This window comes from Nonomuraea sp. NPDC049141 (genome assembly GCF_040648415.1).
Taxonomy (GTDB): Bacteria; Actinomycetota; Actinomycetes; order Streptosporangiales; family Streptosporangiaceae; genus Nonomuraea.
The window spans coordinates 240319-252964 of the sequence record NZ_JBEZDR010000010.1; the positions used below are offsets into that span (position 1 = coordinate 240319).

Sequence of the window (12646 nt, forward strand, 5' to 3'; positions counted from 1 at the left end):
GGATTAGCGGTCCATCCTTGGATATAACCGCAGCATGCATGACATATGCGTGGAACATGCTGGAAACCTTCCGCGGGCACTGTGAGAGCCTCTTGGAAAGGGGGCGGGTCATGCTGCTCAGAGTGAGGGTGTCGCTGCCGGACCGGCCCGGAGGCCTGGGCCAGGTCGCGCGGGCGCTTGGCGCGCTGGGCGCCGACATTCTTCAGGTCACCGTGCTGGAACGGGAGACGGGCCGGGCGGTGGACGACTTCACGGTGTCCTGGCCGGGGACGGTGACCGCGGACGAGGTACGCGACCGGCTCTCCGCCGTGCCGGGCGTACGCGTCGAGGGCGCCTGGCCGACCAAGGACATCCCGGGCGCGGCACCCGACTACGACCTGCTGATGCACGTCGCGTCGGAGCCGTCGCGGGGGATCGCGACCCTGGTGGACGCGTTGCCGGGGCTCTGCGGCGCGGAGTGGTCGCTGGCGCTGGCGGGTGACGTCGTCCGCCATGCCAGCGTGTCCGCGCCCGCGGTGTTCGAACTGTCCGAACCTCCGCCGCTCAGGGCCGCCACGCGGGCGGCCGACGATCTGCGGCTGATGCTGCTGCCGGTGGCCACCCATGGGCTGCACGTGGTCGTCGCACGGGCGGAGGGGCCGCATTTCCACCGCGCCGAACTCGAACGTGCCGCCCGCATCGTCGCCGTCGTCTCCAAACTCTCCCCGGTGCTCCCCACACCGATCTCCGGAGCCGGCCGCTGACCGCTCGACAGACCTTCTGATCAGCGGCCGGCGACAGACCTCTTCTGTCGCCGGCCGCTGATCGGCTTCTTTCCTTTTCTGTACGGCCGGCCCGGTGGACCCCACCCGCCGTAAAGGGCTCAGGTCTGTCCAGGGAGACGCTCCTCCGGTGGGCGGGGCCGGGGTTTTCGACGCGCGTATTCTTGGCCCCGGCCGTGGTTTTTCTGAGGAGGAGCCGGTGGATTTCCAGCTGAACGATGACCAGAGGGCCTTCCGAGAGACTCTTCGGGCGTTCGTCGACAAAGAGATCATGCCCGTCGCCATCGAGTGGGAGCACTCCGGGCGCTACCCCACCGAGATCGTGGACAAGATGAAGGCGATGGGGCTCTTCGGGCTGACGGTGCCTGAGGAGTATGGCGGGCTCGGGGCGGACATGGTGTCGTTCGCGCTGGTCTTCGAGGAGATCGCCCGGGGGTGGATGGGGGTCGCCGGGACCATCGGGTCTCATTCGCTGGCCTGCTGGATGATCGCTCGGCACGGCACCGAGGAGCAGAAGTCGCGCTATCTCGCCGATCTGGCCACCGGGGCCCGCCGTACCGGGATCGCGCTCACCGAGCCCGGTGCCGGGACGGATCTGCAGGGGATCCAGACCCGGGCGGTCCGTGATGGCGATCACTATGTGGTGACCGGCACCAAGACATGGATCACCAACGCCCGCCATGCCGACCCGCTGCCCGTACTCGTGAAGACGTCCGTCACCGAGCCCGCGCACAAGGGCATGTCGGTGTTGCTCGTCGACCCGGCGGCCGAGGGGTTCGGGGTCAGCCGGGATCTGCCCAAGCTCGGCTACAAGGGGACCGAGACGTGCGAGGTCGTGCTCGACGGCGTACGCGTGCCCGTGGACGCGCTGCTCGGCGGGGTCGAGGGGCGCGGCATGCAGCAGGTGCTCGGCGGGCTGGAGATCGGGCGGATCAACATCGCCGCCCGCGCGGTCGGCGTCGCCCAGGCCGCCTACGACGCCGCGATCGGCTACGCCCGCGAGCGGAACGCCTTCGGCCAGCCCATCGCCGATTTCCAGGCCGTACAGCTCAAACTGGCCGACATGGCGACCGAGATCCAGGCGGCCAGGCTGCTGACCTACTGGGCGGCCTCGCAGGCCGACAGCGGGAAGCGGGTCGACATGGAGGCGGGGATGGCCAAATACTTCGCCTCTGAGGTGGCGTTGAAGGCGTCGCTGGAGTCGATGCGCATTCACGGTGGTTACGGCTATTCGCAGGAGTTCGTCGTCGAGCGGCTCTACCGGGACGCGCCGCTGATGGCCATCGGCGAGGGGACCAACGACGTCCAGCGGCTGGTCATCGCCCGCTCGCTCGTCTCCGGCAAGAACCACATCGGCTGGTGACGTCCGCGGGCTAGTCGTGCGGTGGCAGGCCGGAGACCTCGTGGTCGGCGTGGAAGAGGGCTTCGGCGATGAGCGCGCGGACGTGGCCGTCGCGGGCGCGGTAGAGCACGCGGCGGCCGTCCCTGCGGGTGTCGACCAGGCCCGCCAGGCGGAGCTTGGCCAGGTGCTGGGAGACCGACGGGCGGGCCACGCCGACCGCCTCCGAGAGCGAGTTCACGTCCAGCTCGCTTGACGACAGCTGCCACATGAGCCTGAGCCGGGTGGCGTCGCTGAGCATCCGGAACGCGTCGACGGCGCTGTTCACCTGCGCGGGAGTGGGTTGCTGTTGCGCTTGGGTGGCACCTGAGACGTTGTCGCGTGCGTACATGACTACATATAGTGGCTTGCGCGGATTCGTTGGGCAAGTGCGGAGTGAGGAGTGCTATGACCGATAAGCACGATTCCAGCCCTTCAGCCGAACCTGAGCACGGCTACGGCCACGGGCACGGGCATGGTCATGAGGGTAAGCGTGGGGTCGGCGGGATCAAGGGGCTGGTCTCGAAGGTCGGGCATGCCCTCGCGCCGCACAGCCACGACAGCGCCGACAAGACCGACGCCGCCCTGGAGGGCAGCAGTCGCGGGCTGCGCGTGCTGGCCGTCTCGTTCGGCGTGCTGCTGGTCACCGCCGCCGTCCAGGCCGTGATCGTCGTCATGTCCGGCTCCGTCGCGCTGCTCGGCGACACGCTGCACAACGTCGCCGACGCGCTCACCGCCGTGCCGCTCGCGATCGCGTTCTCGCTCGGCCGCCGCGCCGCCACCCGCCGCTTCACCTACGGGTACGGCAGGGCCGAGGACCTCGCCGGCATCGCCATCGTGCTGATCATCGCCGCCTCCGCCGGGCTGGCCGGGTACGAGGCGATCACGCGGCTGTTCGACCCGCGGGACATGCGGGCCGTCGGGTGGGTGGCCGCGGCGGCCGTGGTCGGGTTCCTCGGCAACGAGTGGGTGGCCCGCTACCGGATCGGGGTCGGCAGGCAGATCGGCTCCGCCGCGCTGGTCGCCGACGGGCTGCACGCCAGAACCGACGGCTTCACCTCCCTCGCCGTGCTCATCGGCGCGGGTGGCGCGGCGCTGGGCTTCCCGCTGGCCGACCCCATCGTCGGCCTGCTCATCACCGTCGCCATCTGCTTCGTGCTGCGGGACGCCGCCCGCGAGATCTACCACCGGCTGATGGACGCCGTCGACCCGGCCCTCGTCGACGAGGCCGAAGCCATCCTGGGCGGCGTCGAGGGGGTCGAACGCGTCGGCTCCGTACGGCTGCGCTGGATCGGCCACGCGCTGCACGCCGAGGTGGACATCCTGGTGAGCCACCACCTCTCGCTCGTGAACGCGCACGCGGTGGCGGTGGCGGCCGAACACCGCCTCATCCACGACCTGCCCAAACTACGCGCCGCCACCGTACACACCGACCCCCACGGCCCGGCCGGCGCCGACCACCACGCCCCGCTGACCAGCCACCGCTGAAAGCGGGGGCATCACTAGTTCGGGTCAGGGTAGGTTGGGGCGGGTGTCGATCGCCCCCGCCGCGACTCAGCCCAGTACGACCCACACCCCGAACCGCCTCGCCTGGCTCGACGCCCTGCGCGGCATCGGGGCGCTCGCGGTGGTGGCCGAGCACCTGCTGCCCTGGTTCCTGCCGGCTCTCCGGCCGTACTGGTTCAGTCTCGGCGTCTACGGCATCCTGGTGTTCTTCCTGGTCAGCGGCTACATCATCCCGATGTCGCTGGAGCGGCACGGCGATGTGCGGGCGTTCTGGGTCAGCCGGGTCTTCCGGCTCTACCCGCTCTACCTCGCCGTGGCCGCTCTGGTGCTGGCGGCGGCCTGGTGGGTGCCGGTGCGCGAGGAGGTGCCCCGCGACGGGACGGCCGTGGTGGGGCACGCGACGATGCTGCTCGACGTGGTGGGCGTCGGCGGTGTCGCCGACACCATGTGGACGCTCTCGTACGAGATGGTGTTCTACCTGATCGTCACCGCGCTGTTCGTGACCCGGCAGCACGAGCGGAGCGGCCTGTTCGCGGTGCTGTTCGCCGCGGGCTCGGTGATCGTCGGGCTGCTGCTCGCCGGGGCCGTGCTGGACGGCGGCTGGCTCGCCTACGCCTCGGGCGCCGTGTTCTTCGCCGGGCTGGCGTGCGTGATCTCCGGCAGATTCCGTACGCAGGCCGCCTGCGTGCTGGGCCTGATGGCGGTGGCGCTGCTGGTCCTCGGCGGCCGGGTGCCGTGGATGGGCGTGGCCGTGCTGAGCGTGATGTTCGCCGGGACCGCGATCCAGCGGTGGGAGCGTGGCACGGGCGGGCTGTGGCCGGTGGCCGCCACCGCGGCGCTGGTCGCGCTGGCCCCCGTCTGGGCGATCGAGTCCGGCTGGTGGTGGGTCGAGCCGGATGTGTGGATCACCACGATCGTGCTGGCCGGTGTGACGTTCGCGGGCGGGATGGCGTTGCGCGGCAGGCGGGTGCCGAGGGTGCTGACCTGGCTCGGGCTGATCAGCTACTCGCTTTACCTGGTGCACCATCCGCTGCTGAAGTTCTTCGTCGAGGTGAGCGGCGACCTGCGCCGGTCGCCGTTGCCGCTGCAGCTCGGCCTGGCCGTGCTGGCCATGGCGCTGGTCCTGCTGGCCAGCGCCCTGGCGTACCGCTTCATCGAGAAGCCGATGCAGGCATTCGGCCGCCGGAGGCGGTGGCGTTCCTCCGGGTCCACGGGGTGAAGGCGCGGCCGGTTACGAGCAGGGCGCGAACGCCGGGTTCAGGGCCGTGACGACGTCCGGGTGGTGGGCGAGCGCCTGCCGCACGACCGGGTCCTCGTCAACCAGGAAGGCCAGGTGCCGGATGGCGTGCGCGACGACGTTCGCCACCTCGATCCGGTCCGGTGCGGGCTTCGCGGGCGCGTCGCCGATGACGATCTCCAGGGCGGGCAGCTCGATGGCCGGCAACTCGGGCTCCGGATCGGGGCACACCGCGTACGTGAGGACGATCTCTCCCTCGGGCCGGTAGCGCCAGCTCGTGGAGTGCACGACGGTCGCGGGTGCGTCGGCCGCGACTCCGCAGACTCGCCGCGCTGCCTGGTCGGGAGCCTCTCCGGGGCGCGGCAAGGTGGTGGCACGCCGATACGCCCACTTACTGTCAGTGGTCGCCCTTAGCATGAGCGTCTCGACCGAGACCACGTGTCTTCCCGTCACCGCCCACAACTTACTGCCAGTCATATGCAAAAGCGATTACTTCGCACTGCTTGCGGTCGGTGGGGCGCGAAGAGAGAGGCGGACAGCATGTCCGGGTTGCTGGTGCTCATGGGGTCGGGCGAGACGAGCCCGACCATGGTGGAGGTCCACCGCTCCGCCGCGAAGCGGCTGCGCGCGGGCGCCAGGGCCGTGCTGCTCGACACGCCTTACGCGTTCCAGGAGAACGCGGCCGACATCTCCGCCCGGGCCCGCCGATACTTCGCCCGGAGCGTCGGCCTGGAGGTCGAGGTGGCGACCGGAGCAGCCGGCGCCGACTGGGTGTTCTCCGGTCCGGGCAGCCCCACGTACGCGCTCGACCGCTGGACGGCCACGCCCACGGCGGGCGATCTGCGGGCCCGCGTCCGCGCCCGCCAGGGCGTCACCGTGCTGGCCTCGGCCGCCGCCTGCACGGCCGGGCTCGCGACGGTGCCGGTCTACGAGATCTACAAGGTGGGCGCCGAGCCGCACTGGCGCGAGGGCCTCGACCTGCTGGCGGCGCTCGGCCTGCGCGCGGTCCTGATCCCGCACTTCGACAACGCCGAAGGCGGCACCCACGACACCCGCTACTGCTACCTGGGCGAGCGGCGGCTGTCCCGGATGGAACGCGAGCTGCCGCCGGGCACGGCCGTTCTCGGCATCGACGAGCACACCGCGGTCGTCCTCGACCTCGACGCCGAGACCGTCGAGGTCGCGGGCCGCGGCGGGCTGACCGTACGGTGTACAGGCTCGCAGGTCGTTCTGCCCGCGGGCACCCACATCGACCTGGGGGAGCTCCGCCACCTGGCCGAAGGCGGCCGTGCCGTGGCCGCTCCGCCGCCTCGCCCCGCGACCGCTCCGGCGCCGGCCCAGATCACCCTGGAGGAGACGGTCCGTTCGTGCGAGCGGCGCTTCCAGTGCGCCGCGGCGGAGCCCGACCTGGTCGCGGCCGCCCGCGCCGTGCTCGACCTGGAGGCGGAGCTGGTCAAGTGGGCGGCCGACACCGAGGAGGACGCGGGCGGCGTCGACGAGGCCAGAGAGCTGATGCGGCTGCTGATCGCCCGGCTGGCCGAGGTGTCCACCACCGCCGGCCTGCGCTCTCTCGTCGAGCCCCTCCTGTCGTTCCGCGACGACCTGCGCGGGCAGGGCCGCTACGGGGACGCCGACGCGCTGCGGGCGGCGATGCTCAGCGGCGGCGTGCTCGTCGAGGACACCCCCGACGGGCCACGGTGGACCACCTCGCCATGACCGGCCTACGCTCGATGCGGAAGGGACACCATCATGGTCAGCAGCATTCTCTTCGCCGTCATCGCCGTGATCCTGCTCTGGACCGCATTCAGCTTCGTCAGGGTGGTCAACCAGGTCGAACGAGGCATCGTCTTCCGCTTCGGCCGGGCTCAAAGACAGGTACGTCAGCCGGGGCTGACCTTCCTGATTCCCTTCGCGGACCGGATGAAGAAGATCAACGTACAGATCGTCACCATGCCGGTCCCCACCCAGGAAGGCATCACCCGCGACAACGTCTCGGTCAGGGTCGACGCGGTCGTCTACTTCCGCGTCCAGGACCCGCTGCGGGCGGCGATCGAGGTCCAGGACTACCTGTTCGCTGTCGAACAGGTGGCGCAGACCTCGCTGCGGTCGATCATCGGCAAGAGCGAGCTCGACGACCTGCTGTCCAACCGCGAAGAGCTGCACAGGGGCCTCGCCCTCATGATCGACAGCCCGGCGCTCGGCTGGGGCATCCACATCGACCGGGTCGAGATCAAGGACGTGCAGCTGCCCGAGTCGATGAAGCGCTCGATGTCGCGGCAGGCGGAGGCCGAACGCGAGCGCCGGGCCCGCGTCATCACTGCCGACGGGGAGTTCCAGGCCGCCCAGAAGCTGGCCGACGCCTCGGCCATCATGTCCGAGACGCCCGCGGCGTTACAGCTGCGCCTGCTGCAGACGGTGGTCGAGGTGGCGGCGGAGAAGACGACGACACTGATCATGCCGCTGCCGGTGGAGCTGCTGCGCTTCTTCGACCGGATGGGCCGTGACGTCGCGCCGGGGGAGGAGCCGGCTCCCGCCGTGACCTCCCAGGGGGAAACCGCCCGCGAAGCGCCTGAGCCTTCTCCTGAGGTGTCCGAACGGGAGGCTGCGGCTGCGCTGGGGTCTGCTCAGCGCGAGGAGCCCGCGCAGTTGCCGCCGCTCCACGACACGCGCGAGGTGATGCCGCCGTCCCCGTCGGAGGCGGTGTCCTCAGAGGGCACGTTCCAGGAGACAGCGACCCCGGCCACGACGGACCGCTCGAAGAACGTCAGTGGGAGGAGCGGTTAGGCGATCGTCAGGTGGAGGAGCGGTGCCACGGTGAGGGTCTCGGGCAGGCTGCGGCCGGCCGTGACGAGGGCCGCCACGCGGTCGGGGCCCAGTGCCCGCCCCGCGTTCGTGCGGAACTTCACCGCCAGCTCCTCCGGCGTCAGCGGATGTTCCGGGCCGCCGCGGGACGAGTCGACCCGGTGCTCCAGCAGCGAGCCGTCGCGGAGCCGTACCCGCAGCACGGCCGCGAACGCGCGCGGGAAGATCTCCGTCGCCCGCTCGTCCGCCACGCAGCGCACCCGCTCGGCCAGCGCCAGCCGTTCCGGATCGAGGGCGGCGAAGTCGTCCAGCGACAGCCCCAGCCCGCCGCCGCCGTGCAGCGCCGCCGCGACCGTGTACGGTCCCGAGAACTTCGCGTGGTACGGCGAGCTCGGCTTGACCTTGTCGGCCCGGGGTTCCGCGATGGTACGCAGCACCGGGGCCGCGACCCCCAGCTCGACGGACTCGATGTCGGCGGGGGACAGGTCGCCGGCGCGCAGGGCGAGGGCGCAGTCGATGGCCGGATGGGTGAAGTGGTTCGTCGGATACGGCTTGTAGACCGTACGCAGGAGTTCCCACCGCTCGCCCAGGTCCGACAGCAGCGCCTCGGCGTCGAACCGGCCGTCGAGCCACGCCTGGAAGAAGCCGAACCGGCCCTCGAGCACCGTGGGCGGCCCCGTCAGTCCCTCCAGCGCGAGCACGGCCGCCGTGACGCCCGAGTGGGCGGCCCAGCCGCAGTGCACCCGCTTGATCGTGCCGCCCGTACGGTTGGCCTCGAGCAGGCCGGCCCCCATGCTGGCCGCCACCCCGACGGCGTGCGCGATGCCGTCGGCGTCCAAGCCGTACAGGAGCCCGGCCGCGACCGCCGCGCCGAGCGTGCCGCAGATCGACGTGGCGTGCTGGCCCTTCTCGAAGAACAGCGAGTTTCCCGCCTCCGGCAGGTAAGAGGCCATGCCGAGCCGGTTGCACACCTCGACGCCCGCCGCCACGGCCGCGATCAGCCGCGCGCCGGACGCGCCCGTGGCCTCCGCCGCGGCCAGCGCGGCGGGCACCACGGGGGCACTCGGATGCAGTACGGACGGCAGATGCGTGTCGTCGTAGTCGAGCGCATGCGCCAGCGTGCCGTTGACCAGCGCCGCCGACGGCGCGGGCAGCCGGTCGCCGCTCCCGATCGCGGTCGCCTCCCCGTTCCCTTGCCAGCGCCGTACGGCCCGCAGCACGGCGGGGGCCGCGTCACCCTCCGGCTCCGCGTAGGCGGCCAGGCAGTTGCCGAGCACGTCGAGCACCCGGCCCGTCACGTCGTCGCGTACCCCGGCGGGCACGCCCCGATCACGACAATCCACCGCGAACTCCGCGAGCCGCTGAACATGAGTGGTCAACATCCGCTCCCTGATCAGGCGATGACGGCGAGTGGGCGGACCGGGGCGCCTGTGGCGCCGACGATCGGCAGCGGGTTCAGTACCAGCAGGAACTCGCGTACTCCCGAGTCGAGCAGTTCGGCCAGCCGCATCGTCTCCACGATGTTGATGCCCGACTCCACCAGCATGATCCGGTGCACGGGGAGCGTGGCATGCCCGCGGCCCGCCGCGATGTGCTCGAACGCGATCGTCTCGCCCCCCACGACGCGCGGCCCGCGGGCGGCCAGCCAGCGGGCGGCGTCGGCACCCGGACCCGGAACGCCGTTCCGCTGACCGGCGAAGTCGTCCCCCGATTCCCACAGCCGCGACCACCCGGTCCCGACCAGCACGGCGTCGCCCGCGCGGATCTCCAGCTCTCCGGCGGCCCGCTCCAGGTCGTCCGGGGTGACCTCGTACCCGGCGGGCAGCGTGGCCACCCCGTGCACGGCGGCCACGTCGAGCAGCACGCACCGGCCCACGAACGGCTCGAACCCGTCGATGCCCATGTCGCTGAACCCCGCGTGCGACATCACCTCGGCCGCGGGCCGCCCGCCGTACAGCAGACCCTCCTGGGAGACGTGCGCGAGCGCGTCGACGTGCGTGCCGACGTGGCCGCCCGTGACGATGATCTCGTTGGCGGCCGAGCCGCCGTCGGGCCTGACCAGGTCGCCGTGCCGGCGTTCCAGCGCCATCCGGAACGGCGGGTGGTTGGGGGATTGCGGCATGCCTTTGCGCATCGGCTGCGCCAGGTCCAGCACGCGCGATCCCTCCAGAGCCTTCCACAGCGACATTCGACGGCTCCTTGTGTTCCAATAGTAGGAATGCTGTTTCCGACAGTACACACGATTCGCCGCGAAAGGCGCACCATGCCCAGCCAGACCGCCGCCACCGTCGAACGGGCCGCCGACATCCTCGTCCGGTTCGCCGAGGCGGGCACGGACACGCTCGGCGTCACCGAGATCGCCGAGAGCCTGGGCATGTCGAAGGCGGCGGTGCACCGGGTGCTGGCGTCGTTCAGGAGCCGGGGGCTGGTCGTGCTCGACGAGGACAGCAGGCGCTACTCGCTGGGGCTGACGGCGATGCGGCTGGGTCTGGCCTACCTCGACCGCATCGACGTCCGCCGGCTGGCCGCGCCCGAACTGCCCGCCCTGTCGAGGCTGACCGGCGAGACCGCCACCCTGTCGATCAGAACCGGCGACACCCGCGTCTACATCGACCAGGCGACACCCGAGCGAGAGGTGATCATGTCGGTCTCGCTGGGCGTCCCGTATCCGCTGCACGCGGGCGGATCATCCAAGGCGTTCCTGGCGTTCCTCCCAGAAGCGGATATCGCCCGCTATCTCGACCGCTCCCTGGAGAGCCTGACGCCCGCCACGGTCACCGACCCCGCCCGCCTGCGTACCGACCTGACGCTCATCCGCCGCCGGGGGTACGCCATGTCGATCGCCGAACGACAGAGCGGCGCGGCCTCCGTGGCGGCCCCCATCCTCGACCACCATGGCCGGCCGGCGGCGGTCATCAGCGTCTGCGGCCCGGCAGAACGCTTCATGGCCGAAGCCGACGCCTGCGCCGCCGCCCTCCTACAGACCACCGACCGCCTCTCGGCCCACCTCGGCCACCTCTGACCGTTCCAAAGGACCTCCGCTTCGCTCCGGACGTCCTTCTGGGGGCGCCTTCGGCGCACAACGGGCTTCGGTTTGGGCGCTTCGCGCTTTGGGGGCTCAGACGTTACTTCCAGTCGGGCCAAAGCCCCGACCCCGAAGGACCTCGCTTCGCTCGGACGTCCTCCCCGTCGCAGGCTTCGCCTGCGACGACCTCGTTGACCTTCGGCGGGCCCCTGGCTGGATGGCAGGTGCGAACTCATGTTCTTGAGGCGCCGGGCAGTCGTTACCAAATAGCCCACTGGCAGTTTCTGCTGATGCCAGGCTCGCGAGATCTCTGCTGTGCGCAGATGCCGTACCGTGGCGATCGGCGCCTCCCGGGCCAGCTTTCGCCGCGCCGGCCAGCGTCCAGGTTTTGCCGCCGCGTTTCTTGGCCACTGCCGGACACCTCCGAACCGATGGTGACATGTTCCTGTGACATTGACACCGACCTCAGGTGAGACTCCTCCTCGGCGAAGAGCCGGCCGCGCGGGCCGCGTAGGGGTGGCGAGGGAAGGGCCTTGGCCGGTTAATTGTGCCCCTGGGAAGAAAGATGAAGACTTCGGGTGGTTCAAGGTTTACCCGGAACATTCGGGTCACGATCGAGCCGGAATTGACGCCGCGATCGGATGAGCTTGTGATGGCTCACATTGTTTGATATCCGACCGATATCGGCCATGAGGTGCTGCTGCATCGGGCATTTGATTTAACGGAATTAACAACCCAAGGGCCGTATACCGTGGTGTAGCTACCGCCGCTGTCCTGGCAGAAGAGCACGACCCGTGTCTGAGTCACTCCGGCACCGCTGCACATCGCCCAGCCAGTGCCGCCGATAGTGCCGATCTGCGCGTTAGTGCTGCAGGTCGCTGCCTGGGCGGGAGCGGTCGGTGACGTTAGGGTTGTCGCGGCGGCGATCGCGGCCACCGCGGCCGCCGAAACGCCGAACTTCTTGATACGGCCCATTAGTAACCTCCTTCGGTGTCGATGTTTACTGCTTGATGGTAGTCACAGCCTTGGTGGAGATCCATAGGGGAAAGGTATGCAATTTTAGTGAGCAGTTTACGGGCTGGCCGCAGGGCCGCAGATTGTAGTCCGGAATAGAGAAACAGTCTGTCTGTTTGAGAAGCTCAATCGGGCGTAGCTCTTCCTCAGTGGCTGGAGCGATCAAGCCGTGAGGGAGCATCCGTTCTGGTAGTCCCGTTCGTGTTGCCGGGCGCGGTGGAAACGCCAGTATTCGTCGAGATCACCGTTGGCGATCAGGGCGCGGAGTTTCAGGACGGCTTCGGCTCCGGCCAGGCCCCAGCGTGCCCCGGCGAGGTCGAATCTGTCGGCGATCAGATGGCGGCAGGCGCCTTCGATCACGCCGGTCGCGATCGGCCATCCCGCCTCCAGCGCCTGGTCGTAGCGCAGATACTCGACGTTGTTGGTGAGGTAGCGGATGCACGCCTCGATGCCGTCGCGGCGGTGGGCGGCCGTGGTGGCCGCCTGACCGGACAGCGCGGTGATGACGTGGCCGGTGTGCCCGGCCAGCAGGGCCAGAGCGTGACCGGCGACCCAGTCCTCGGCGGCCGGTGCCGCGGGAGGATGCAGGCTCCAGGCGGCAGCCCATAACTCTCCAGCACGTGAACGAAGTCGATGACGATGTGGACGCTGACGCCGCGGCGGGCGGCCTCCGCCGTGATCAGATCGAGCTGGTGGCGGGCTCCGTCGACGAGTACGACCCAGGGACGGACATTGCGGGATCACGGGCTTCGGCGTGGTCGTAGACCTTGGCGATCACTGCGGCGGGGCCGGTGATGATCGAGCCGCACAGCCACTTGCGCATCGCGAGGTCGGGGTTCGGTCCGGGCGCTCAGGGATGAGACAGGTGCTTGCCGCTCCGATGACCCGAACATGAGGTATTCGCCCACGTCGTGATGCTCGGC

At 70.2% G+C, this 12646-nt stretch carries 13 protein-coding genes; 7 read left to right on the forward strand and 6 right to left on the reverse strand.

Going from position 1 to position 12646, the window contains the following annotated elements:
• The first annotated feature begins 110 nt into the window (after positions 1-110).
• On the forward strand, positions 111-743 hold the full coding sequence (locus AB0B91_RS30230) for an ACT domain-containing protein (RefSeq protein WP_358326725.1): 633 nt from the start codon (positions 111-113) through the stop codon (positions 741-743).
• Positions 744-960: 217 nt separating this feature from the next.
• A complete protein-coding gene (locus AB0B91_RS30235; protein WP_358326728.1) occupies positions 961-2124 on the forward strand; it encodes an acyl-CoA dehydrogenase family protein in 1164 nt (387 codons plus the stop codon).
• A 10-nt stretch (positions 2125-2134) separates the two neighbouring features.
• Here AB0B91_RS30235 and AB0B91_RS30240 read toward each other — a convergent pair whose 3' ends face one another.
• Entirely contained in the window at positions 2135-2491 is a 357-nt protein-coding gene (locus tag AB0B91_RS30240) for a metalloregulator ArsR/SmtB family transcription factor (protein WP_358326731.1), read from the reverse strand.
• A 56-nt stretch (positions 2492-2547) separates the two neighbouring features.
• Between AB0B91_RS30240 and AB0B91_RS30245 the strand changes: the two genes are divergently transcribed.
• On the forward strand, positions 2548-3627 hold the full coding sequence (locus AB0B91_RS30245) for a cation diffusion facilitator family transporter (RefSeq protein WP_358326734.1): 1080 nt from the start codon (positions 2548-2550) through the stop codon (positions 3625-3627).
• A 43-nt stretch (positions 3628-3670) separates the two neighbouring features.
• A complete protein-coding gene (locus AB0B91_RS30250) occupies positions 3671-4864 on the forward strand; it encodes an acyltransferase (RefSeq protein ID WP_358326737.1) in 1194 nt (397 codons plus the stop codon).
• A 12-nt stretch (positions 4865-4876) separates the two neighbouring features.
• On the opposite strand, the gene AB0B91_RS30255 is transcribed toward AB0B91_RS30250, so the two are convergent.
• The gene (locus AB0B91_RS30255) at positions 4877-5335 is read right to left on the reverse strand and encodes a hypothetical protein (RefSeq protein WP_358326740.1); all 459 of its coding nucleotides are present in this window, start codon (positions 5333-5335) and stop codon (positions 4877-4879) included.
• 87 nt (positions 5336-5422) lie between these two features.
• Between AB0B91_RS30255 and AB0B91_RS30260 the strand changes: the two genes are divergently transcribed.
• Together AB0B91_RS30260 and AB0B91_RS30265 are read left to right on the forward strand one after the other, a co-directional pair.
• Positions 5423-6598, forward strand: a complete 1176-nt coding sequence (locus AB0B91_RS30260) for a hypothetical protein (RefSeq protein ID WP_358326743.1) — start codon at positions 5423-5425, stop codon at positions 6596-6598.
• A gap of 33 nt (positions 6599-6631) precedes the next feature.
• A complete protein-coding gene (locus AB0B91_RS30265; RefSeq protein WP_358326746.1) occupies positions 6632-7666 on the forward strand; it encodes an SPFH domain-containing protein in 1035 nt (344 codons plus the stop codon).
• Here AB0B91_RS30265 and AB0B91_RS30270 read toward each other — a convergent pair.
• A complete protein-coding gene (locus AB0B91_RS30270) occupies positions 7663-9063 on the reverse strand; it encodes an MmgE/PrpD family protein (RefSeq protein WP_358326749.1) in 1401 nt (466 codons plus the stop codon). The genes AB0B91_RS30265 and AB0B91_RS30270 overlap by 4 nt on opposite strands.
• Before the next feature lie 14 nt (positions 9064-9077).
• Complete coding sequence (locus AB0B91_RS30275; RefSeq protein WP_358326752.1) at positions 9078-9872, reverse strand: cyclase family protein; 795 nt, start codon at positions 9870-9872, stop codon at positions 9078-9080.
• Positions 9873-9947: 75 nt separating this feature from the next.
• On the opposite strand from AB0B91_RS30275, the gene AB0B91_RS30280 reads away from it, so the two are divergent.
• Positions 9948-10706: an IclR family transcriptional regulator gene (locus AB0B91_RS30280; protein ID WP_358326755.1), complete on the forward strand. Its 759-nt coding sequence runs from the start codon at positions 9948-9950 to the stop codon at positions 10704-10706.
• 660 nt (positions 10707-11366) lie between these two features.
• Here the strand turns inward: AB0B91_RS30280 and AB0B91_RS30285 are convergent.
• Together AB0B91_RS30285 and AB0B91_RS30290 are read right to left on the reverse strand one after the other, a co-directional pair.
• Positions 11367-11684 carry a hypothetical protein gene (locus tag AB0B91_RS30285; protein WP_358326758.1) on the reverse strand — a complete coding sequence of 106 codons (318 nt, stop codon included), beginning with the start codon at positions 11682-11684 and terminating at the stop codon, positions 11367-11369.
• A 201-nt stretch (positions 11685-11885) separates the two neighbouring features.
• A complete protein-coding gene (locus tag AB0B91_RS30290; protein ID WP_358326761.1) occupies positions 11886-12467 on the reverse strand; it encodes a hypothetical protein in 582 nt (193 codons plus the stop codon).
• Between the last annotated feature and the right edge of the window lie 179 nt (positions 12468-12646).

Bases quoted from the DNA above. Each gene is read 5' to 3' on its own strand.
- AB0B91_RS30240 (WP_358326731.1), bottom strand. From the start codon at position 2,491: ATGTACGCACGCGACAACGTCTCAGGTGCCACCCAAGCGCAACAGCAA.
- AB0B91_RS30275 (WP_358326752.1), bottom strand. From the start codon at position 9,872: ATGTCGCTGTGGAAGGCTCTGGAGGGATCGCGCGTGCTGGACCTGGCG.
- AB0B91_RS30230 (WP_358326725.1), top strand. From the start codon at position 111: ATGCTGCTCAGAGTGAGGGTGTCGCTGCCGGACCGGCCCGGAGGCCTG.
- AB0B91_RS30280 (WP_358326755.1), top strand. From the start codon at position 9,948: ATGCCCAGCCAGACCGCCGCCACCGTCGAACGGGCCGCCGACATCCTC.
- AB0B91_RS30260 (WP_358326743.1), top strand. From the start codon at position 5,423: ATGTCCGGGTTGCTGGTGCTCATGGGGTCGGGCGAGACGAGCCCGACC.
- AB0B91_RS30285 (WP_358326758.1), bottom strand. From the start codon at position 11,684: ATGGGCCGTATCAAGAAGTTCGGCGTTTCGGCGGCCGCGGTGGCCGCG.
- AB0B91_RS30265 (WP_358326746.1), top strand. From the start codon at position 6,632: ATGGTCAGCAGCATTCTCTTCGCCGTCATCGCCGTGATCCTGCTCTGG.
- AB0B91_RS30245 (WP_358326734.1), top strand. From the start codon at position 2,548: ATGACCGATAAGCACGATTCCAGCCCTTCAGCCGAACCTGAGCACGGC.